The 22,008-nt window shown below is 41.0% G+C and carries 21 protein-coding genes; 12 read left to right on the forward strand and 9 right to left on the reverse strand.

The window, feature by feature from the left end; genetic code table 11:
- Window positions 1-8: 8 nt before the first annotated feature.
- Genes AU377_RS11980 through AU377_RS11995 form a run of 4 tightly spaced genes read left to right on the forward strand, consistent with a single transcriptional unit; the run spans window position 9 to window position 6,218 of the window.
- Entirely contained in the window at window positions 9-1,004 is a 996-nt protein-coding gene (locus tag AU377_RS11980; RefSeq protein WP_067408000.1) for a MoxR family ATPase, read from the forward strand.
- On the forward strand, window positions 1,001-1,873 hold the full coding sequence (locus tag AU377_RS11985; RefSeq protein ID WP_067408001.1) for a DUF58 domain-containing protein: 873 nt from the start codon (window positions 1,001-1,003) through the stop codon (window positions 1,871-1,873). The genes AU377_RS11980 and AU377_RS11985 overlap by 4 nt, the downstream gene beginning before the upstream one ends.
- 15 nt (window positions 1,874-1,888) lie before the next feature.
- Window positions 1,889-3,646, forward strand: a complete 1,758-nt coding sequence (locus AU377_RS11990) for a BatA and WFA domain-containing protein (RefSeq protein WP_067408002.1) — start codon at window positions 1,889-1,891, stop codon at window positions 3,644-3,646.
- The gene (locus AU377_RS11995; RefSeq protein WP_067408003.1) at window positions 3,630-6,218 is read left to right on the forward strand and encodes a VWA domain-containing protein; all 2,589 of its coding nucleotides are present in this window, start codon (window positions 3,630-3,632) and stop codon (window positions 6,216-6,218) included. Before AU377_RS11990 ends, AU377_RS11995 begins: the two co-directional genes overlap by 17 nt.
- Before the next feature lie 70 nt (window positions 6,219-6,288).
- Here the strand turns inward: AU377_RS11995 and AU377_RS12000 are convergent, their stop codons facing one another.
- The 6 genes from AU377_RS12000 to AU377_RS12025 all read right to left on the reverse strand — a co-directional run bounded on the left by AU377_RS12000 (window position 6,289) and on the right by AU377_RS12025 (window position 11,955).
- Entirely contained in the window at window positions 6,289-7,488 is a 1,200-nt protein-coding gene (locus AU377_RS12000; RefSeq protein WP_067408004.1) for an MFS transporter, read from the reverse strand.
- A gap of 124 nt (window positions 7,489-7,612) precedes the next feature.
- Complete coding sequence (locus AU377_RS12005; RefSeq protein ID WP_067408005.1) at window positions 7,613-8,686, reverse strand: PotD/PotF family extracellular solute-binding protein; 1,074 nt, start codon at window positions 8,684-8,686, stop codon at window positions 7,613-7,615.
- A complete protein-coding gene (locus AU377_RS12010) occupies window positions 8,683-9,483 on the reverse strand; it encodes an ABC transporter permease (RefSeq protein WP_067408006.1) in 801 nt (266 codons plus the stop codon). Before AU377_RS12010 ends, AU377_RS12005 begins: the two co-directional genes overlap by 4 nt.
- Window positions 9,467-10,291, reverse strand: a complete 825-nt coding sequence (locus AU377_RS12015; RefSeq protein WP_067408007.1) for an ABC transporter permease — start codon at window positions 10,289-10,291, stop codon at window positions 9,467-9,469. The genes AU377_RS12010 and AU377_RS12015 overlap by 17 nt, the downstream gene beginning before the upstream one ends.
- Window positions 10,281-11,387, reverse strand: a complete 1,107-nt coding sequence (locus AU377_RS12020; protein ID WP_067408008.1) for an ABC transporter ATP-binding protein — start codon at window positions 11,385-11,387, stop codon at window positions 10,281-10,283. Before AU377_RS12020 ends, AU377_RS12015 begins: the two co-directional genes overlap by 11 nt.
- A 25-nt stretch (window positions 11,388-11,412) precedes the next feature.
- Window positions 11,413-11,955, reverse strand: a complete 543-nt coding sequence (locus AU377_RS12025; protein WP_067408009.1) for a helix-turn-helix domain-containing protein — start codon at window positions 11,953-11,955, stop codon at window positions 11,413-11,415.
- Window positions 11,956-12,176: 221 nt separating this feature from the next.
- Between AU377_RS12025 and AU377_RS12030 the strand changes: the two genes are divergently transcribed.
- The 4 genes from AU377_RS12030 (at window position 12,177) to AU377_RS12045 (ending at window position 14,606) form a co-directional block, all read left to right on the forward strand.
- On the forward strand, window positions 12,177-12,500 hold the full coding sequence (locus AU377_RS12030; RefSeq protein WP_172794062.1) for a hypothetical protein: 324 nt from the start codon (window positions 12,177-12,179) through the stop codon (window positions 12,498-12,500).
- 192 nt (window positions 12,501-12,692) lie between these two features.
- Window positions 12,693-13,238, forward strand: coding sequence for a peroxiredoxin (locus AU377_RS12035; RefSeq protein ID WP_067408010.1), 546 nt, complete (start codon window positions 12,693-12,695; stop codon window positions 13,236-13,238).
- A gap of 79 nt (window positions 13,239-13,317) precedes the next feature.
- Window positions 13,318-13,776, forward strand: a complete 459-nt coding sequence (locus tag AU377_RS12040) for a redoxin domain-containing protein (RefSeq protein ID WP_067408011.1) — start codon at window positions 13,318-13,320, stop codon at window positions 13,774-13,776.
- 170 nt (window positions 13,777-13,946) lie between these two features.
- Window positions 13,947-14,606 carry a TrkA family potassium uptake protein gene (locus tag AU377_RS12045; RefSeq protein ID WP_067408012.1) on the forward strand — a complete coding sequence of 220 codons (660 nt, stop codon included), beginning with the start codon at window positions 13,947-13,949 and terminating at the stop codon, window positions 14,604-14,606.
- Between the two features lie 44 nt (window positions 14,607-14,650).
- Here the strand turns inward: AU377_RS12045 and AU377_RS12050 are convergent, their stop codons facing one another.
- The 3 genes from AU377_RS12050 to def all read right to left on the reverse strand — a co-directional run bounded on the left by AU377_RS12050 (window position 14,651) and on the right by def (window position 17,325).
- On the reverse strand, window positions 14,651-16,318 hold the full coding sequence (locus tag AU377_RS12050) for a ribonuclease J (protein ID WP_067408013.1): 1,668 nt from the start codon (window positions 16,316-16,318) through the stop codon (window positions 14,651-14,653).
- Window positions 16,319-16,321: 3 nt separating this feature from the next.
- On the reverse strand, window positions 16,322-16,531 hold the full coding sequence (locus AU377_RS12055; RefSeq protein ID WP_067408014.1) for a DNA-dependent RNA polymerase subunit epsilon: 210 nt from the start codon (window positions 16,529-16,531) through the stop codon (window positions 16,322-16,324).
- 236 nt (window positions 16,532-16,767) lie between these two features.
- Window positions 16,768-17,325: a peptide deformylase gene (def, locus tag AU377_RS12060; RefSeq protein WP_067408015.1), complete on the reverse strand. Its 558-nt coding sequence runs from the start codon at window positions 17,323-17,325 to the stop codon at window positions 16,768-16,770.
- Between the two features lie 172 nt (window positions 17,326-17,497).
- Between def and AU377_RS12065 the strand changes: the two genes are divergently transcribed.
- From AU377_RS12065 to AU377_RS12080, 4 genes are all read left to right on the forward strand, one after another.
- Complete coding sequence (locus tag AU377_RS12065) at window positions 17,498-18,124, forward strand: YkyA family protein (protein ID WP_067408016.1); 627 nt, start codon at window positions 17,498-17,500, stop codon at window positions 18,122-18,124.
- Window positions 18,125-18,460: 336 nt separating this feature from the next.
- A complete protein-coding gene (pdhA, locus tag AU377_RS12070) occupies window positions 18,461-19,576 on the forward strand; it encodes a pyruvate dehydrogenase (acetyl-transferring) E1 component subunit alpha (protein WP_067408017.1) in 1,116 nt (371 codons plus the stop codon).
- A gap of 3 nt (window positions 19,577-19,579) precedes the next feature.
- Window positions 19,580-20,557, forward strand: coding sequence for an alpha-ketoacid dehydrogenase subunit beta (locus AU377_RS12075; protein ID WP_067408018.1), 978 nt, complete (start codon window positions 19,580-19,582; stop codon window positions 20,555-20,557).
- A gap of 121 nt (window positions 20,558-20,678) precedes the next feature.
- On the forward strand, window positions 20,679-22,007 hold the full coding sequence (locus AU377_RS12080) for a dihydrolipoamide acetyltransferase family protein (RefSeq protein ID WP_067408019.1): 1,329 nt from the start codon (window positions 20,679-20,681) through the stop codon (window positions 22,005-22,007).
- Window position 22,008 lies beyond the last annotated feature (1 nt).

Consider the following 22,008-nt stretch of genomic DNA (forward strand, 5'->3'; position numbering starts at 1 on the left):
GTGTTTACATGTCTTATGCACCTGAACAATTTCAAGAAATGAGCGATCAGCTGCACAAAGTAAAAAAAGAAATTGGGACTTTTATCGTCGGACAAGAAGAAGCCATTGAATTTTCGCTCTATGCAATTTTGGCAGAAGGGCATGCGCTGCTGGAGGGCTTACCGGGATTGGGGAAAACGATGCTCATCCGCACGATTTCGGAAGTGCTTGACCTATCGTTTTCGCGCATTCAATTTACACCCGATCTCATGCCAGCCGATATTACAGGAACGAGTATGTTAGAACGGAACAACAGTGGAACACAGCGGTTTGTTTTTAAGGAAGGACCAATTTTTAGCCAAATGGTATTAGCGGATGAAATTAACCGAGCGACCCCGAAAACACAAAGTGCGTTACTAGAAGCAATGGGAGAAAAGACGGTTACTGTACTTGGCGAGACACGTCAAATGATGAAGCCATTTTTCGTTTTGGCAACTCAAAACCCAATTGAAATGGAGGGTACTTATCCACTGCCCGAAGCACAGATGGATCGTTTTTTATGTAAAATTTTATTGCCTTATCCGAGCAGGGATGAGTTGAAAGAGATTGTTCAACGTACAACCGGCACAGCACATATTGCGATTCAAAAAATCATGAATGCAAACGAAGTAGTAGAAGCACAAAAAATGACAAGGGCAGTTATTGTGGCCGAGGAAATCCTTGATTTTGCCGTTCAGCTTGTTGCGAATACACATCATCATGAAGAATCATCTACTGAGTGGACAAAGTACGTGCAATATGGAAGCGGTCCACGAGGTCTTCAATCTATTATTCGGTTAGCAAAAGCGAGGGCACTCATGGATGGCCGTTTTCACGTCTCGATCGCGGATATTAAACATGTTGCACAGCCGGCGTTACGCCATCGAATTTTGCTGAATTATGAAGGAGAGGCCGAAGGGATCAATGTGAATGCGCTTATTGAAAAACTTTTGAATGAAAGTCGGAAAGGGGCATTTGCGAATTGACTCACGAGCTGCTCCCGAACCAATTAGCGAAAAGACTAAGTTCGTTTGCAATCGTTTCAAAATCCAAAAGACTCGGTGCCCATAAGGGAACGCACCGTTCAAGGAAAACAGGCTCATCACTGGATTTTTCTGATTTTAGAGAATACCATCCAGGTGATGATTTACGTCATATTGATTGGAATGTCTATGCGCGGACGGAAAAGCCTTATATTAAGCAGTTTTTAGATGAACAAGAAATGCGTATTCATATTGTGCTTGACGCTACAAAGTCGATGAGTGTGGATGGCAAGTGGGAATTTGCGCGGCAACTTGCCATTGCGCTCGGCCAAATTGGGCTATCGAGCGGAGACACCGTTTCTTTTTCAACGAGAATCAATGGGAAAAAGCAGTTTTTTCGCAAAAAGGGCATAGTCCAGCGTGCAATGTGGACAAAAATGATTGCAACGCTAGAAACCCCTCAAACGACTGAAGAATTCACAGAGACGATTTTGAAAGGGATGCCAAAAGCAATTACTGTGCTATTTATCATTACAGACGGATTAGAGGAACTAGAAAAATGGACGCAACTATTCCGCAAGCTGCCGGGCATCTGCCATGACACGCGACTAATCTTCGTCCAATCCGATGAAGAAGAACATCCACAAGTAGAAGGGGACGTAAAACTCATTGATATTGAAAATGAAAAAGAGGTCGATATTAGCATTTCACGTCAACGGATCGAAAGCTATTTAAACAAAAAGGCGAGCCACGAAGCAAAGATGGCGGCAATTTGCAATCGGTTTGGCATTCAGTATTTCCATGCCCGTGTCAAAGAAGGCGTCATGGAAACGGTAACGAAAAAAATGCGTCATGCAGGGTGGCTTCGCTAGAAAGGCGGACGAAAAGTGGGAATCGATCAGTTCATCAATAGTTGGACGGCAATTTTCCCGTTGACCGTCCTTTTTTATTACTTTTTTCGAAAACGTTATGAGTCAAAAACGATTTCATCTACACTTTTTTGGCAACAAGACGAGCGTGAATTACAAGTTTCACCTTATTTAAGAAATTTACAAAGAAATGCATTGTTCTACTTACAAATGGCAGCACTATTAGTAATGGTATTTTTATTGTTAAAACCTTATGTAATGACGGAGAAAGAAGTGGCCGATGAAACCATTTTCATCATTGATACTTCAGCAAGTATGTTAGCAACAAAAAATGGTGTCACACATTTTGATCATCAACGGGCTGAGATGAAAACAGTTGTGGAAAAACGGGCGGGACAACCGATGACAATTGTAACGTCTGGGAAAGAACCCGCAATCGTCGTCCAGAAAGAAACGGACCCTAAAGTGATCATCGGAGCCATCGATCAATTACAAATAACGTATGAAAATGAGCAAATGGCTAAAACGATTGAATTTGTTCAATCATTAGCGACAAAAAGCGGTTCCGATATTCATATCTATACAGATTATCTCGATCGAAGCACTTTTTATGAGGGAGAGCCTGACCACTCTTGGACAGTTCACGGGTTAAATGATGCAGTCGTAAACATTTCGATCGACAAATTTGGTGCACTTCAAGCGACAGAAGGAACAGAGGCAATTGTTAAAATCGTCAATCAGTCCGACCAACAGCAATCAGGGAAGATTGAAATTTTCGATGCCTTGTCAGATCAGCGATTGGCATCTGAAAATTTTACGATAGAGGCAAGTAAAGAGCTGTTCATACCTTTTGAAAAACTTCCTACAAGCAATGCTTTACACGCTGAAATGATTGTGAACGATGAGTACGAAGTGGACAATCACGCTTTTTCATTAGTAGGGAATGAAGAAAAAGAAGTTATTGTAGACCGTTCTTTACATGAGCTTATTTATAAAGCTTTTGAGGCAGTCGGTGCTGTCGTGTCAACCGGTTCGGTAAACGAAATGCGATTGCATGCAGGTGCGTTCGCAGTAACAAATGATGTGTCATTACTTGAGAAAAGTGAGCAGCCGATTTTGCTTATAGGGAGAAATGATGTCTCGGCTACCGAAAGCAAAGGTGCGATTGAAACGTCATCTGATCCACTCTTTATGCTTGTCAATTTAGAAGATGTATATGTTCAATCGTTGTATCCGCCATTCAATCATTTTACAACGATTGCGGATATTGATGGAAAACCTTTCATCCAACGTTCGGGAAGGGGGGACTTGATCGTTCTGGCTGATATTGACCAAACGGATTGGCCGCTCCACCCGTCATTTCCACTCTTTATATGGAGTGTTAGTGAAACATTTACTGCGGAACAGAATTCCCTTGGACTGTTTACCCCGAATGAACGGAAAGCCATTTTGATGAGCGGGTTGAATGAATTGGAAGTGTTTACGATACAAGACGAATACATTGCGACGTATAGAGATGGTTCAAATTTCATAGCACCGTCACGTCCAGGAATTTATAAAGTGGCAGATGGGAAAGAAGAAAAACGGTTGGTTGTCCAATTAGAACAGGTGGAGAAAGAACTTCAAAAGGGGACCTCTTATCGAATTGGACAGCTGGAGGAACAACAAGAAAACGAACAAGGCAAAAAAGGGATTGGTTGGATTTTACTGATCCCAATTTTAATGCTTTTGCTTATCGAATGGGAGGTGCAACGAAGACGTGGAGTTCCGAATTGACCAACCTTATTGGCTGTTGCTCTTCATTCCCATTGGGATTTATATGTTCTATACTTGGAAATCATTCAAAAAAAGTCGATCGGGCAAAGTTCTTTTTTACCTAAGGAGTGCAGCGATTCTTTTGCTTTTATTTGCACTCTCTTCTCCCTATGTAAAACTGCGTGTCTCAGAAGAGCAAATTTTATTTTTAGTCGATCGTTCTGTCTCGGTTGAAGGTGCGGGGAAACAAGCCGATGAATGGATAAATGAAAGCTTGAAAAGCCGGAAAGCACACCAATCGATTGGCATCTATTCATTTGCGGGCAGTTTCCGTGCGGATGTGCCCCTAACTGCTGCCCAAGTCTCGGTACCAGTCGTAGAGCCTATGGAAGGAAAAGACTCGACAGATATTGCAAAAGCGATGGATTTGGCAAGTGCGATTGGTAAAAGAGACCGCGCGACGCGGCTCGTTTTACTATCGGATGGTCTTGAAACGACAGGCTCCATCGATAACATCTTATCAAAATATAGTAGCGGAAATATACAAATTGATACAGTGTTATTAGAGAATCCACTGTCAAATGAGGCGGCAATTGAATTGTTTGAAACACCGATTCGAGCATTCGAAGGGGAACGACAGTTGCTGCGGATGGAGGTCAGCTCATCATCGAAAACAGCAGGGACATTGTTGGTATTCCAAAATGATCAAGAAATTATCCGTGAATCCATCGAGCTTGAACCGGGAAATAATGCTTTTTCCTTTCACACATCAGCTACGGGAAGTGGAATGATTAAATATGAAGCGAAGCTCATTGTACCGGACGACGCTTATTTAGAGAATAATGAAATGTTTGCCATGACAAAAATGACACAATCGCCAAACGTCCTCATCGTTCAAACAGATAGAAATCCATCGGTAATTCCTACATTATTAGATCGGACGATTGTGAATGTTGAGGTGGTAGAAGCTAGTCATCTGCCAGAAGCGCAGTCAAGCTATCTACAGTATGACGCGATCATTTTTGATAATGTCCCGGGACATTTCGTTGGTGAACAAAAAATGATGATGATCGAACAAACCGTTAAAAATTTTGGAACGGGCTTTATAATGGTGGGCGGGGAAGAAAGCTTTGGACTTGGCGGCTATTTCAAATCACCGATTGAACGTCTTTTACCTGTTGAAATGGAAGTGAAAGGCAAGGAACAAATTCCATCTCTCGGTTTAATCATCGTGTTAGACCGTTCAGGCAGTATGGCGGGAAACAAAATTGCACTTGCAAGAGAAGCAGCGGCTCGTTCCGTTGAACTACTTCGTGACGATGACACTTTCGGTTTTACTGCTTTCGATGATCGGGTGTGGGAAGTCATTCCTGTCGGCCCTTTAACAGATAGAGAAGAAGCAATCGATCAAATACTGTCCATACCGGCCGGCGGGGGAACGAATATTTTCCCAGGTGTAGAAAAAGCATATGAGGCATTGGCCGACTTAAAACTGCAAAGAAAACATATTATATTGCTCACCGACGGACAATCAGAAATGCCCCCTGGTTATGAAGAGCTGATCGAAGCTGGAAAAGAAAATAGCGTAACATTAACAACCGTCGCAATTGGTTCGGACGCCGATGGAAATTTGCTGGAGGACATGGCTGAAAGCGGTGGGGGACGTTTTTATAATGTCATTGACGAGTCTACGATCCCGGCCATTTTAACGCGTGAAACGTCAATGATGACCCGCACCTATATTGTAGATGATCCTTTTTATATGCAAGTTGGGAACGTTCCTGAATGGACAGCACTTTTCAGTGAAGGTGTGCCGCAAATGAATGCGTACATCGCAACGACCGCGAAGCGGGCAGCGACTATTGTTGGAGAGAGTCCTCAGGAAGATCCCATAATAGCAGAGTGGATGTATGGTCTTGGGAGAACAGTTGCCTTTACATCGGATTCAACGGGGAAGTGGACAGGAGATTTTGCAAGATGGGCACACTATCCTGAATTTTGGAATACGGCTTTAACAAGGGTATTGCCAAATTACGAAGTCGTTCCATATGTCATTAAGCACGAACGAGGCGGTACATTTACTATCACAGACAGCACGCGAAAAGCGGCATTTCTAGAGGTTGCAGTGGTTAATGAAAATGGACAGGAAGTGCCATTTACATCCGAACCGCTGGCACCTGGTAAACTTCGTGTCACAGTTGATGCGAAACCGGGTCTTGTGTTTTTTAGTGTGAGTGACGACAAAGGCGGATTATCCGAGGCAGGTGTTTCTATTCCATACAGTGAGGAATATAAGCTAAAAGCTCCTAATATTAACGTTATGGAAAAAATTGCTGATCGAACGGGTGGAGAACTTCTCGAAAATCCATCAGAGGCATTTCGTTCACTGCCTGCCGTCAGTAGCGAAAAACGCCCCATCACGAATTGGCTCGTGCTCACAGCAATGATTCTGTTTTTTCTTGACATCACTTTACGGCGGTTCGGCTTTTTCAAAACATCACTTGGCAATCGCGAACATCCTGTGGTCCAAGAGGAGCCAACGGTGGCGGAAGGACATCTTGAACAATTGTTAAAGTCGAAAAAACGCAGATAATAAGTCCAGTGTAAAAAAGCTGAGGTTGTCCAAAACGAAGAGCTAGGCACTTCTAGGACAACCCCAGCTTTTATTCTGTTCTAATTGTCGCTAACAATCCAACATTTTGTTTTGCCCAAACAGATGCGATGCCAAAGCAAATGAGTAAAATAAGAGTGCCAAGAATATAAGGATACGTAATGTTCAGATCAAAAATGATTCCAGCGAGTGCAGGACCTACCATATTCCCTAAGCTCATATAGGCATTCATCATACCAGCCGCAAATCCTTGCTCTTGTCCCGCAAGCTTTGAGACTAATGTATTGACGGCAGGGCGTAATAGAGAAGTCGCGGTTGAAAAAATAGCAGCAACAAATAAAATGGATAAAAATGCATCGACAAATAAGATGCCTAACATTGAAAAGGCTGCAATGACTAAATTCACAAGAATGACCCGCATTTCACCAAATCGTTTAAACAACGGATTAATGACAAACGTTTGAACGATAACCCCAATAAATCCACCGACAGTAATTAAGATGGCAATTTGAGAAGGTGTATAACCATATTTATGATCGACATATAAAGCAATCGTTGCTTGGAAGTTCGCTAGCCCGAATGAAAAGACGAACATCACGATAAGTACAACGAAGTAAGTCGTTTTTGTTGATCGTTTAAGCTGTTGTAAGAGATTTTCGCTTTTTTGTTTCATCGCTTGTTTAGACACGTCAGGCTTCGGATTCGGTAAAATCCATAAAGAAAGCAGCGCAGCAAATAAAGCAGCCGCAGTCGCGAAATAGAATGGAAACAACAGGCTGATTTTTGATAGGAATCCGCCAATCCCCGGCCCAATCATAAAGCCTAGCGACATCGAAGCGCCTAATAATCCCATGCCGCGTCCTCTCGTTTCCAATGTTGTAATATCTGCAACAAAAGCCATAAGAGGAGGGACGATAAACGCTGCACCAAGACCGGAAAAAAATCGGGCAATGTAAAGCATCCAAAGATGTGTTGCCAAGCTAAAAGCAAGTTGAGAAAATCCAAAGATGACTAACCCGATAATAATAATTTTCTTTCTTCCGTGCCGATCGGATAATTCACCAGCGAATGGAGAAAAAATAAATTGTGCAAATGAAAAAATGGCAATTAAAAAACCAAGTGCTTGTCCAGCAACACCAAAAGTTGCTAAGTATTCCGGCATAATAGGGATGATGAGTCCAATCCCTGCCATCGCGATAAACATATTAAACATTAATATGTATAAAGCAAATTGATTCGTCTTTTCTGCCAAATTTTCACCCCCAATCAAAACTTCGTAATACTAAATATTTTAGCACAGCATTTTTAGGATTACATCTTCAGGAGCTTTTAAAAGATCAAAAAGATTCCTCCGCATAAATAACGGAGGAATCTTATCAATTCATATTCATTTTAACTTCTAAAAACAATTCATTGTAAATACCGAGCATTTCAAGTCCCAAGTTTTTATATACTTCTAAGTGACTCCGAGTTTCCTCATCCGGGTAAAAACGTTCGTCTTCAATGACCTCGGGATCCATTAATGTTAAAGCCGCTTCGTTAGGCGTTGAATAGCCTACATAGTCCGCATTTTGTGCAGCAACTTCAGCATCGAGCATGAAATTGATGAAGGCATGTGCACCATCGATATTTTTGGCTGTGCGTGGAATGACCATATTATCAAACCATAAATTCGATCCTTCTTCTGGCACAATGTAGTCAATGTCTTCATTTTCATACATCATGTCCGCAGCCTGCCCAGACCATGTAAGTGAGATTGCCGCTTCGTTGTTCACCATTAACTGCGTCACTTCATCACCAATGACGGCTTTCACATTCGGAATAAGTGTATTAAGTTTATCTGTCGCCTGCCGCAGCTCACGTAAATCAGTTGAATTTAATGAATACCCTAGCGAATTTAATCCCATACCAATTGTTTCACGTGCACTATCGACGAGAACCACACGTCCTTTAAGAGACGGATCCCACAGACTATCCCAACTTTCAAATGTTTGTCCTTCTAGTAGCGTTGGGTTAAACGCAATCCCAAGCGTTCCCCAAAAATAAGGAATCGAGTATTTATTTTTGGGATCAAACGGCAAATCTAAAAAATAGGGATCGATGTTTTGGATATTCGGCACTTTATCATAATCAATCGGAAGAAGGAGATCTTTTTCTGCCATCATTTCAACCATGTATTCGGAAGGCATCGAGATGTCGTAAGACGTTCCACCTTGCTCAATTTTCCCCATCATTCCTTCATTTGAATCAAATGTTTCATATATCACTTTGATGCCAGTTTCTTGTTCAAATTGCTTAAGCAGATCAGGATCGATGTATTCGCCCCAATTATAGACAGTAATGGAATCCTTACTCGATCGGCTTCCGCCTTCACCAAGCTTTGAATTAATGACCATTAAAACAAATGAAATGATGACGATCAGAATGACTCCACGGATTAAGTCTTTCATCTTTTCACCTCCGCAAGCGGTGCTTTAGCTTTGCGGCTAATTGCATAATAACCGAGAACAATAAGGACCGTGACAACAAAAATTAGACCTGATAATGCATTGATCGTAAGGGTAATGCCGGTACGTGCCATTGAATAAATTTCAACGGAAAGTGTTGAAAATCCGTTCCCAGTGACAAAAAATGTGACGGCAAAATCATCTAGCGAATACGTGAGAGCGAGGAAGAATCCAGCAAAAATACCTGGTTTAATAAATGGAATAATAACACGTGTTAAGACATCTCGCTTCGTTGCACCGAGGTCAAGCGCCGCGTCAATTAAAGTTGGGCTCATTTCAAATAGCTTCGGTAAAACCATAATGACGACGATTGGGATACTAAATGCAATATGCGAAAGTAATACCGATGTAAACCCAAGCTTAACCCCTGCAATTGTAAATAAAATAAGGAATGATGCACCGATAATGACATCTGGACTAACGATTAAAATATTGTTTAATGATAGTACTGCTTTGCGCATCGATTTGTTCTTCATAAAGTAAATCGCTAATGCACCCAGCACACCGACTACGGTTGATAAGAGGGCAGAAAGCAACGCAATGATAATTGTATTAAGTGTAATGACGATTAACCGCTTATCTTCAAAAACAGCCGCGTAATGCTCCAAAGTAAAATTCTCAAAATTCGACATCCCGCCGCCGGAGTTGAAGGAGTAATAAATTAAATAAAAGATTGGCGCATATAAAATCATGAAGACGACCGCCAAATAGATCTTTGGAAGCTTACTTAACTTTTCCAACTTTAGTCGTCCCCCTTTCGCCTCCACTAGTAATGATCATAATAAGAAACATGAATAGGGTTAGGAAAACAGCAATCGTTGAGCCCATGCCCCAGTTTTGAGTAACAAGAAATTGCTGCTCAATCGCTGTACCAAGTGTAATGACTTTGTTACCTGCAATTAGTCGAGTGATCATGAATAACGACAACGCAGGAATAAAAACAACTTGAATCCCAGATTTCACACCATTCATCGTTAACGGTAAAATTACCCGTCTAAATGTCGTCCAAGCATTTGCCCCGAGATCCCGGGATGCGTCAATGAGCGCAGGGTTTAACTTGTCAAGCGCGTTAAAGATCGGCAATATCATGAAAGGAATAAAGATATAGACGGAAACAAAAACAAAACTAAAATCTGTGAACAAAATTTGCTGTTTGCCGATTCCAATCGTCTCTAGAAAGGCATTAAGCGGTCCATATAATCCCATCAATCCGATAAACGCATACGTTTTAAGCAGTAAATTGATCCAAGATGGGATGATAATAAGCAGTAACCAAAGCTGTTTATGTCTCGTCTTCGTTAAAAAGTAAGCCGTTGGATAAGCAACAAGCAGTGAAAATAGCGTAATTAGAAAGGCGTACCAGAACGAGCTAATCGTTAGTTTTAAATAGACCGATGAGAAAAAGTTTGCATAGTTGCTGAGCGTAAACTGACCTGTTAAATCAAAAAATGAATAATAGACAATTAGCGCAATGGGGGCTATGACAAATAATAGGACCCACGCCGTATACGGGATCAAATAAATCGAACGAAGCGGCTTATTGTTCATGGGCAGAAACCTCATATGCCTCAAGTCTTGCATCAAATTCCTCTTCCGTTTCATTCAGACGCATGACGTGAATGTCCGTTGGTTCAAAGTCGAGCCCAACTTTGGTGCCGACTTCCGCTTTTTTTGTTGAATGGACGAGCCACTCGTTGCCGTCTTCATCATACGTAGAGAGTTCATAATGAACGCCGCGGAATAGTTGCGTATCAACTGTAACGTTAATTTTCCCTTTATTGACCGCTGTTAACTCCAAGTCTTCTGGACGAATGACAATGTCTACTTTTTCATTTGGATTAAGGCCAGCATCGACGCATTCAAAAGTTTTCCCCGTAAATTGAACGACATAGTCTTCAATCATCGTGCCCGAAACGATATTCGATTCTCCGATAAAATCTGCAACAAAACGATTAATCGGTTCATCGTAAATATCTAGCGGTGTACCGGACTGTTGAATTTCCCCGGCATTCACCACGAATATTTCATCGGACATGGCAAGCGCTTCTTCTTGGTCATGCGTTACAAAGACAAAAGTTTTTCCAAGTCGCTGCTGCAATTCCCGCAGCTCATATTGCATTTCTGAACGAAGTTTTAAATCCAACGCAGATAACGGCTCGTCTAGTAAAATGACTTCGGGATCATTAATGATCGCTCGTGCGATGGCAACGCGCTGTCGTTGTCCGCCTGACATCTCGGCTATTTCGCGCTGTTCATAGCCCTCTAAGTTGACGAATTTTAATGCTTCACGTACGCGGCGGTCAATTTCATTTTTTTTCACTTTTTTAATACGAAGACCGAAAGCGATGTTTTCATAAACGTTTAAGTGAGGGAATAGTGCATAATCTTGAAACACTGTGTTCACTTGGCGCTCATTGGCAGGAACTTCATTAATTTTTTTCCCATTAAAATAAATGGCACCTTCAGTAGGCTCAGTAAAGCCCGCAATGAGTCTAAGAATAGTCGTTTTTCCACAGCCGGAAGGTCCGAGCAGCGTATAAAATTTTCCGCGCTCCATTTCAAAAGAAACACCATTCAAAATAGTTGTATCTTCTTGATATTTTTTAGTTACATTTTCAAAACGAATGATCGGTTGGGCTGTCATGGATGACCCTCCTTAATAGTAGTTGTTACAAGTACGATTCAGTAGCTACGAGTATAAATTTACTCGTTCCGCTATGTGCATTAAAAATCCGGTGGCTTTCGGATGCCTCATAATAACAAGCATTTCCTTCAACAGCTAACCAAGTTGTATCGCCAATCTCAATTTCGATTTTGCCTTTTAATACATAGATGAATGTTTCAGCTAGCGATGGTTCAAATCTTTTGAATTCTCCTTCGGAAGAAAATGTGATGAAAACAGGCTCCATTTCATTTTCATTGGATCGTGGGACGAGCCATCGAATGCTGTATTTTAATTCATCGTCCGTATAGGTTGTTTGCTCATCTGGGGTATAGACGACTTTCAGATTTTTCTTAGGCTCATCAAAAAATTCTTTTGGCGTTGTCCCTAGCACCTCAAGTAAGGAGAATAAGGTTTCAATAGATGGTGAGTTTAACTCACGCTCTAATTGTGAAATATAACCTTTTGTTAAATCTGTTCGCTCTCCAAGCTCTTCCTGCGTGAGACCTTTCTTTAAACGAAGGCTTTTAATTTTACTGCCTATTTGCATACCATCTCTCCTTTAGTATAAGAGAACCGATGTTTATTATTACTATACTTTAAGTTTACTTTAAACCTTTTTAATTATACAAAATCCCAAATGGAAATCAACCCCTTTTTTTCAACATTAAATTACAAAATTGAATTGAAACATTGCGCTGAAAATAGAAGTTTGCAAATGGTATACGATGAAGCCCGTGGTATAATTGATTAAAAAAAGGGGGATTACGTATGGGGGAGAAAAAGGTTTTTTATTTGGATCCAGATGATCGTAAATGGATAGTGAAAAACTTTGAAGAATACTTGGGTTCCCTTGCCGATATCGATGAATCTAAAACGATTGAGGGAACATTTCTATTGAAAAATGGCAAAATGATTGAACGGTCCGAGTTATTCAACCATTGTCACGTATGCCTCGAAAAGCTGCACTATCATGACGAATATGATTCTTTATATTGCAAAGTGTGTGATGAATGGCGGGAGGAATCTTGCTCAGATCCCACTTGTGAATATTGTTTAGGAAGACCTGAAAAGCCTTCCAAGTGTGAAGAATAGTACAATACTCATTCCTTAATAATAACGAATTTAAAGAATTAAGTTTTCTGTCATTAATTCGCCATAATTGCCGATATTTGACCTTTTTACGAGCTCTCTGTTTGAATTATAGAGGGCCATTTGTTATTCTGGATAAGGATTGTACAGGATGGTTATCCTAGTTAATAGAAATTTTTTTGGAGGGGTTTTCTAATGGTAGTAGCACGTATGGTAGGTAAACAAGCTCCAGCATTCTCAATGGACGCGGTTCTAGCTGATAAGTCTTTTGGTAAAGTGAGCTTGGAAGAAAACATGAAAAATGACAAATGGACAGTATTGTTCTTCTATCCAATGGACTTCACGTTCGTATGTCCAACGGAAATTACAGCAATGTCTGACCGTTATGATGAGTTCGAAGATCTTGATGCAGAAATTATCGGTGTATCTACAGATACAATTCACACACACTTAGCTTGGATCAATACAGACCGTAAAGATAATGGACTTGAGCAGTTGAAATACCCACTAGCAGCGGATACAAATCACCAAGTTTCAAAAGACTATGGTGTTTTAATTGAAGAAGAAGGTATCGCACTTCGTGGTCTATTCATTATCAACCCTGAAGGTGAATTACAATATCAAACGGTTTTCCACAACAATATTGGCCGTGATGTAGACGAAACGCTTCGCGTTCTTCAAGCACTTCAAACTGGCGGACTTTGCCCGGCAAACTGGAGACCAGGTCAGAAAACTCTATAATTAGATTCAACTTTAACAGTTCAAATCCCCACGCAAAATTGTGCTGTGGGGATTTTTTTCAAAACGAGGAGGAAATAGCATGAAATTACGCGAACCAATGCCAGAACTTGATGGCGCAACTACATGGTTAAATGGTGAAAAAGCAAAAGCAGATTTAGTTGGAGAAAAGCCAACATTATTCCATTTTTGGTCAGTGAGCTGCCACCTTTGTAAAGAAGCGATGCCAGACGTCAATGACTTCCGTGACCGTTTTAAAGAAGACTTAAATGTCGTTGCGATTCATATGCCACGTTCGGAAGATGATCTAGATTTAGAACAGATTAAAGCTGTTGCAGCGGAGCATGATATTACACAACCAATTTTTGTAGATAGTGAAGCGAAGCTGACAGACAAATTCGATAATCAATATGTACCGGCCTATTATGTCTTCGACAAAGACGGACAGCTTCGTCATTTCCAAGCTGGTGGCGGCGGTATGAAAATGCTCGAAAAACGAGTGAATCGTGTATTAGATGAAATGAAAAAAGCAACAGAGTAATGATGATCCCGAAGTCTAATGCTTCGGGTTTTTTCTTTCAACAATGGAAGGACCCCCAGGTAAAGAAGAGGAATTTCCGTAAACTAGGAAAAGATCTGCCTACAATTGAGGTGCAGGAAACGATATGATACACTAATCGCATCTATGATGGGGATAGGGGAGAGGTCGTAATGAAAAAAGAATTTGTCGTCATCGGACTCGGCCGTTTCGGTGGGAGTATTGTAAAAGAACTTGTTGAACTAGGTGCCGATGTGATGGCAATTGATATTTCAGCCGAAAGAGTGGACGAATATGCATCCATTGCAACGCAAGCAGTGACAGCCGATACGACGGATGAGTCTGCTCTACGTTCACTCGGCATAAGAAATTTTGATCATGTCGTTGTTGCAATTGGTGAAAATATCCAGGCGAGCATACTGACAACGCTCATGTTAAAAGAGATTGGTGTGGAGCGAATCACCGTAAAAGCACAAAGTGATTATCATGCCAAGGTGTTACAAAAAATAGGAGCAGATCAAGTCGTCCATCCAGAACGCGATATGGGTATTCGAATTGCTAATAATTTACTTTCAAATAATATACTTGATTATTTAGAGTTGTCGGATGAATATTCGATTGTTGAAATCAGGGCCAATGAAATGCTGGCGGGCTATACATTAATTGACTTAGATATCCGAGCTAAATATGGTGTGAATATTGTAGCAATTAAACGGGGCAATCAAATTCTTGTCTCTCCTCAAGCGATTGAAAAAATCCAATTAGACGATGTACTAATCGTCATTGGCTCCGATTTGGATATACACCAATTCGAAAAGAAAGCATTACATTGAAAAAATCCCGCAAATGCGTTTTATGCGCATTTTGCGGGATTTTCTTATACTTCCATTACAACCGGCAGAATCATTGGTTTTCGTTTTGTTTTTTCATATAGATAAGGAACGAGTTCATCGATCATATCATTTTTTAAGCCAGGAAGTTCAGTATTTCCATTGGAAAGTCTTTTTTGAATTTGTCTGGATAGCATTTGCTGTGCTTCATAAATCATCGATCCTGATTCACGCATATAAACAAATCCACGTGAAATGATATCAGGACCGGAAACAATTCTATTGCGTTTTGTATCAATTGTCGTGACGACAATGACGAGCCCGTCTTCAGAGAGAATTCGTCGATCCCGCAATACAACATTTCCGATATCTCCAATTCCACTCCCGTCAATATACACATCACCGGATGGAATACGACCAGAAAGTCTAGCCTCATCTTGGGTCAAGGCCAAGATGTCACCATTGCCCATAATAAAGGTATTTTCCCTCGGAACATCACAATCAACGGCTAGATTTGAGTGCATTTTCAACATGCGATATTCTCCGTGGATCGGCATAAAGAATTTTGGCCTCATCAAACGGAGCATGAGCTTTTGCTCTTCTTGAGAACCATGCCCAGATGTATGGATATTGTTTAATGACCCGTGTAAGACCTCTGCACCCGCACGGAACAAAGCGTTAATCGTCTTGTTTACACTAAGTGTATTTCCTGGTATTGGTGAAGAAGAAAAAATAACGGTATCGCCGGGTTGTATTTGAACTTGGCGGTGCGTACCATTTGCGATTCTAGAAAGTGCTGCCATTGGTTCGCCCTGGCTTCCTGTGCAAAGGATCATGACTTCATTCGCAGGCAATCGATTGAGCGACTGAGAATCGACAAAAAGCTCTTTTGGTGCATCAATATACCCGAGCTCGCGACCAATCGTAATGGCATTGTCCATACTGCGGCCGAAAACAGCAATTTTACGATTGTAAGTGAGTGCAGCTTCAATGACTTGCTGAAGTCTGTGTATATTAGAAGCAAACGTCGCAAATATAATTCTACCTTGTACTTTACGGAAGATATCATTTAGGCTTTCACCTACTTTTCTTTCCGACATCGTAAAGTTTGGAATTTCGGCATTCGTACTGTCGCTTAATAAGCAAAGGACACCGTCATTTCCGATTTTCGCCATTTTAGTTAAGTTGGCTGGTTCTCCAACAGGTGTAAAGTCAAACTTGAAATCTCCTGTGTGAACAATATTGCCAGAAGGCGTTTTAACGACTACACCAAAGGCATCGGGAATACTATGTGTTGTACGGAAAAAAGAGACGGAAGTTTTCCGAAACTTAATCACATCGTCTTCTTGAATCGGGATCATTTTCGTTGTTCTAAGCAACCCATGCTCCTCGAGCTTATTGCGAAGAAGACCGAGTGCAAGTTTTCCACCGTAAATCGGCACGTTTATTTTCCGCAGTAAGTAGGGAATACCGCCAATATGATCTTCATGTCCATGAGTGATAAAAAGACCTTTAATTTTATCTGCATTGCGTTCGAGGTATGAATAGTCTGGAATGACGTAGTCAATTCCTAGTAGCTCATCCTCGGGAAATTTAATACCAGCGTCAATTAAAATAATTTCGTCTTGAAATTGTACGCCGTACGTATTTTTACCGATTTCACCTAGTCCGCCTAAAGCGAAAACGGCTGTTTCATTGTTTTTGATCGATCTCATTCGTTAAACCTTCTCAATCTCGAAATGCGGATCGGCCTGTTCGTATTCCAAGTGTTCGCCTTCAATTAATTGGATAAATTCAATATTATATCCGCGGCTTTTCAATTTCTTCCGAACAGCTCTCTCCGAATCTGCTTCTACGTACATGCTTTTTGTATTTTCGCGGACAGGAATTTGATGCATGTTTTCTTGATAGTAAATTTTGTAAATCATGATTTGCGCTCCTTTTTCAAACGATCATTTTCATTCTCTATATAATATCACGACATTTCCTTAAAATAAAGAAAAGCCCACCATGCATATGGTGAGCTGATTAGTTTTAGGCTATTGTTTTTTTACCGAGAATGCCATTTAGACGCTTTAATAACTTTTTTTTCAGGCGTTTATACATGGCTATATCACTCCCTAAATATATTATAGCCTTTTTTGAATTATCTGTCAAGAAGCTGTCAGTCTCGATCAAATGGAATCGCATTTGGAATGTCCTTGAATGGACTTTTTTTGTCGATATGATCAAAAAACATAATACCGTTCAAGTGATCAAGCTCATGTTGAAATGCAATGGCCGGAAGTCCTTTTAACCTTTTTTTGAACTCTTTCCCATCCGTATCATAAGCTTTTATCGTAATCCGTGCATAACGGGGAACATAGCCCTCTACGTCCCGATCCACGGATAGACAGCCCTCGCCAGACGTTAAATACGTTTTTTCGACAGAATGACTTATGATTTTCGGATTGATCGCAACGAAGCTTAAGGGATCCTTTCCGGTTTCAGGAATATGAAGAGCGAAAATTCTTTTGGACTCATCAACTTGCGGGGCAGCAAGTCCAATTCCGGGTCGCAGACCATACCGTTCGCTTAGCTCGATGTCTTGGCTGTTTTTTACATATTCAAGTAAATCGTCGCATAGTTTACGATCTTCTTTTGCGAGTGGAAAAGGGACTTCTTGCGCACGTTTTCGAAGAGCGGGATGACCTTCTCTGACGATGTTTTTCATTAAAATCATGTTTACGCTTCCTTTCGACAGTGTTCGTTTACACAATAGTATAATGCAATCGCAAATTGGGTGAAAGAAATTCCCATTGATTTATTCGTCCACCGCTTCATCTATAGGGAAAGCACCTTGAATTGAAGATATGGAAACGTTATAGTTTATTCATAATTGGAGGGGTTTGACTGTGAAACAAAAAATATTTTACTGCTTAATTTTGTCAACATTCATTTTATCTGGTTGTTTCGGTCGATCAGTTGAAAGTGAGTTGTCTTCAGTGATCAATGATCTGAATAAAGCGGAAACAAAATATAATGAAACGCAAGTTCTTCTAATAGATATGGAAACAAAAGAGCAAAAATTCTTTAATGATGTTATGGGGTTAACGCAAAAGCAATATGACCAGCTGTTAATGAAAGTTGTGGAAATGGAAGAAATGCTTGTGAAAAGGGTCCAGCTAATTGAACAAGAAAAAGCTTCAATGGAAGAAGCGCATAAGTTGCTGAAGGAGTTTGATCCGATCATATCAACATTGGAAGGCCAAGAAAAAAGCAAAGTGGAACAACTAAAAGAAGCTTTTGATGACCGATATGCGCTACATTCGACATTCGTTATTGCCTATGAAAAATTGACAACTCTTCAAAAAGAATTGTATGAAATGATCGCAGTGAAAGACACACATTTACCTAAACTTCAAGAAAAAGTAAAGCAGGTAAATGATCAAAATGAACGTGTGCAATCAGCGATTGACGCTTTCAATAATTCGACTGTAAATATCAATCAATTAAAAGATGAGGTATTCAGTGTTTTTTGACAAAAGAGAATAAGGAAATGATGAGTAGGGAATAGTCATTCTCTGCTCTTTTTTCGTCTTTTTCCCCGATTTTCATCGAATGGGAACCGCTTCTAATTTGTAAAACAGCAACAAGATTTAATTCATATATGATGAAATCTATTATAATACAGATCTCCACTTGTGCTAATACAGTATTGTAATATTCGAAAAGTCATTCTATTACCAGATACTTAGAAAAGGGGAGATACGGGGATTGACCAATAAGATTTGATTAAGTATACTGAAAGTAGAAAGACATTGTATCAATAGATTCATCACTGAATCATAATACAGTTATAAAGGAGAGTTGCCGAAATGGCTGCAAAAAAAGCAAAGCAGTTCGATCCGATAGAAACACTTCATGCAATTGAAGAAAAGTTTGAAATGTTCCAGATATTGGATGAAGATGGCGAAATCGTGAATAAAGAAGCGGACCCACAATTATCAGACGAAAAACTTGTCGAATTAATGACAAGAATGGTATATACAAGAATTTTAGATCAGCGCTCAATTTCATTAAACCGTCAAGGGAGACTAGGATTCTATGCGCCTACTGCGGGACAGGAAGCTTCGCAAATCGCTTCGCATTTTGCGATGGAAAAAGAAGACTTTATCCTTCCAGGTTACCGTGATGTTCCACAAATGCTGTTCCATGGTCTTCCATTATCGATGGCATTTTTATGGTCACGCGGGCACTTCCAAGGCGGAAGAATTCCAGACGGCGTAAACTTATTCCCGCCACAAATTATTATCGGTGCACAATATATACAAGCGGCAGGTATTGCGCTTGGATTCCAAAAACGTGGAACGAAAGCGGTTGCATTAACATACACGGGTGACGGTGGAACATCTCAAGGAGACTTCTACGAAGGCATTAACTTCGCGGGAGCTTATCGTTCTCCAGCGGTATTTATTGTTCAAAATAACCAATATGCGATTTCAACACCTCGTGAGCTGCAAACTGCTGCTAAAACACTTGCACAAAAAGGGATTGCAGCAGGTATTCCAAGTATCTTGGTAGACGGTATGGATCCACTTGCGGTTTATGCTGTAACGCGCGATGCTCGTGAACGTGCAATTAATGGGGATGGACCAACATTAATCGAAACACTTTGCTACCGTTATGGTCCGCATACAATGGCGGGAGACGATCCAACGCGTTACCGTACTTCAGATACAGATAGCGAATGGGAAAAGCGTGATCCACTCATTCGTTTCAGAAAATACCTAGAAGCAAAAGGTCTCTGGAATGAAGAAAAAGAAAATGAAGTAATCGAGCGGGCAAAAGAAGAAATTAAAGAAGCGATCAAAGAAGCAGACGCTGCTCCAAAACAAAAAGTGAGCGACTTTATTAAAATTATGCATAGAGGCGAGTTGCCGTACAACTTACAAGAGCAGCTTGAGATTTATACAGAGAAGGAGTCGAAGTAACCGATGGCACAAATGACGATGATTCAAGCAATTACCGATGCGATGCGCACGGAGTTAAAAAATGATGAAAACGTCCTCGTCTTCGGTGAAGACGTTGGGAATAACGGCGGGGTATTCCGCGCAACAGAAGGTCTTCAAAAAGAATTTGGTGAAGAACGAGTTTTTGACACTCCGCTTGCGGAGTCGGGAATCGGTGGTCTGGCAATAGGTCTTGCATTTACAGGCTTCCGTCCAATTATGGAAATCCAGTTTTTTGGCTTTATATATGAAGTGATTGACTCGGTAAGTGGTCAATTAGCCCGTATGAATTTCCGAAGTGCAGGACGTTTCAACGCACCGGTGACAATTCGTTCTCCATTCGGAGGCGGAGTGGCAACACCTGAAATGCACGCTGATAGTCTTGAAAACCTTGTTGCGTCACAACCAGGTATTAAAGTTGTCATCCCTTCAACACCATACGATGCAAAAGGTTTACTTATTTCCGCTATCCGCGATGAGGATCCAGTTGTTTTCCTTGAGCATATGAAGCTTTATCGTTCATTTAGACAAGAGGTTCCGGAAGAAGAGTACACAATTCCATTAGGTAAAGCGGATATTAAGCGAGAAGGTAAAGATTTGTCTGTCATTACTTACGGTGCGATGGTACACGAAAGCTTGAAGGCAGCTGAGGCACTTGAAAAAGAAGGGTACTCACTAGAGGTAATTGACCTTCGTACTGTACAACCAATTGATATTGAGACAATTCTTGCGTCTGTCGAAAAAACAAATCGTGCAATTGTCGTTCAAGAAGCGCAAAAACAAGCTGGAATTGCAGCGAACGTTGTAGCTGAAATTACAGAGCGAGCGATTTTAAACCTTGAGGCTCCTGTTCTGCGCGTCACGGCGCCGGACACAGTCTATCCATTTGCCCAAGGTGAAAACGTATGGCTTCCAGATGTAAACGACATTATTGAAACAGCTAAAAAAGTCTTGACGTTTTAATTGTTAGAATAAGGGGGCGGCTGGGGCTTCTGCTGCAAGCTCCTAACGCCGTTCTGATGTGAAATGCTAACAACTCGTTTGAAAATAACTAAACGTAACAATATATGAAAGGGTGAATCGCGTGGCAGTTGAATTCCGATTACCTGATATTGGAGAAGGTATCCATGAAGGTGAAATTGTAAAGTGGTTCGTAGCAAAAGGCGATAAAATCAATGAAGATGACACACTTCTTGAAGTGCAAAACGATAAAGCGGTTGTTGAAATCCCATCTCCAGTAACTGGAACTGTTAAAGAAATTGTTGTTGCAGAAGGAACGGTTGCGGTTGTTGGCGATGTGTTAATTACATTCGACGCACCAGGCTATGAAGGTGCAAAGTCTTCTGATGCAGATACAACGACAACAGAAGCAGAGCAGCCAAAAGCTGAAGAAGAAAGCCAAGTTACTGTAGAACAAAACGTTGCAACACCTGCTTCTGCGGCGCAAGCAACTGGTGACGTTGATCCGAACCACCGTGTTATTGCAATGCCATCTGTGCGTAAATATGCACGTGAGCAAGGGATTGACATTCGTCAAGTATCCGGCACAGGGAAAAATGGACGTGTTTTAAAAGAAGATATTGACACATTCCTTGGCGGGGGCCAAGTGCAAGTTGAAGCACCATCTGCTGAAGAAACTGTTCAAACGGAAAATATCGCAACGGAACAAACAGCGGCACCTACACCTGCTCCTGTTCATCTTGAAGGAGATTTCCCAGAAACGCGTGAAAAAATGTCTGGAATCCGTAGAGCAATTGCTAAAGCAATGGTCAACTCGAAGCATACAGCGCCACATGTTACATTACTCGACGAAGTAGATGTGACGGAGCTTGTCGCACACCGCAAGAAGTTCAAAGATATTGCGGCTGAGAAAGATATTAAATTGACGTATCTACCGTACGTCGTCAAAGCGCTTGTATCGACGTTGCGTGAATACCCTGCGTTAAATACGTCGCTTGATGATGAAACGCAAGAAATTATTCAAAAGCATTACTACAATATTGGAATTGCAGCGGACACTGAGCGCGGTTTACTCGTTCCGGTCATCAAGCATGCAGATCGTAAATCGGTCTTTGCAATTTCTGATGAAATTAACACACTTGCTGTCAAAGCGCGTGAAGGCAAATTATCACCCGCAGAAATGAAAGGTGCTTCATGTTCAATTACGAATATTGGTTCTGCTGGCGGCCAATGGTTCACGCCAATTATTAACCATCCAGAAGTAGCAATTCTAGGAATTGGCCGAATTGCTGAAAAACCAATTGTAAAAGATGGTGAAATTGTAGCAGCTCCTATGTTAGCATTATCATTAGTGTTCGATCACCGAGTAATTGATGGTGCAACCGGCCAAGCGGCATTAAACCACCTGAAAAAATTACTCGGAAATCCAGAACTATTATTAATGGAGGCATGAT

Source organism: Sporosarcina sp. HYO08, assembly GCF_001563475.1.
In the GTDB taxonomy this organism is placed as follows: domain Bacteria; phylum Bacillota; class Bacilli; order Bacillales_A; family Planococcaceae; genus Sporosarcina.

Excerpts from the sequence above, each read along its gene's own strand:
- AU377_RS11980 (WP_067408000.1), top strand. The coding sequence starts at position 9 with ATGTCTTATGCACCTGAACAATTTCAAGAAATGAGCGATCAGCTGCAC.
- AU377_RS12005 (WP_067408005.1), bottom strand. The coding sequence starts at position 8,686 with ATGAAAGACTTAATCCGTGGAGTCATTCTGATCGTCATCATTTCATTT.
- AU377_RS12015 (WP_067408007.1), bottom strand. The coding sequence starts at position 10,291 with ATGAACAATAAGCCGCTTCGTTCGATTTATTTGATCCCGTATACGGCG.
- AU377_RS12020 (WP_067408008.1), bottom strand. The coding sequence starts at position 11,387 with ATGACAGCCCAACCGATCATTCGTTTTGAAAATGTAACTAAAAAATAT.
- AU377_RS12025 (WP_067408009.1), bottom strand. The coding sequence starts at position 11,955 with ATGCAAATAGGCAGTAAAATTAAAAGCCTTCGTTTAAAGAAAGGTCTC.
- AU377_RS12030 (WP_172794062.1), top strand. The coding sequence starts at position 12,177 with ATGGGGGAGAAAAAGGTTTTTTATTTGGATCCAGATGATCGTAAATGG.
- AU377_RS12035 (WP_067408010.1), top strand. The coding sequence starts at position 12,693 with ATGGTAGTAGCACGTATGGTAGGTAAACAAGCTCCAGCATTCTCAATG.
- AU377_RS12040 (WP_067408011.1), top strand. The coding sequence starts at position 13,318 with ATGAAATTACGCGAACCAATGCCAGAACTTGATGGCGCAACTACATGG.
- AU377_RS12045 (WP_067408012.1), top strand. The coding sequence starts at position 13,947 with ATGAAAAAAGAATTTGTCGTCATCGGACTCGGCCGTTTCGGTGGGAGT.
- AU377_RS12050 (WP_067408013.1), bottom strand. The coding sequence starts at position 16,318 with ATGAGATCGATCAAAAACAATGAAACAGCCGTTTTCGCTTTAGGCGGA.
- AU377_RS12055 (WP_067408014.1), bottom strand. The coding sequence starts at position 16,531 with ATGATTTACAAAATTTACTATCAAGAAAACATGCATCAAATTCCTGTC.
- def (WP_067408015.1), bottom strand. The coding sequence starts at position 17,325 with ATGATTTTAATGAAAAACATCGTCAGAGAAGGTCATCCCGCTCTTCGA.
- pdhA (WP_067408017.1), top strand. The coding sequence starts at position 18,461 with ATGGCTGCAAAAAAAGCAAAGCAGTTCGATCCGATAGAAACACTTCAT.
- AU377_RS12075 (WP_067408018.1), top strand. The coding sequence starts at position 19,580 with ATGGCACAAATGACGATGATTCAAGCAATTACCGATGCGATGCGCACG.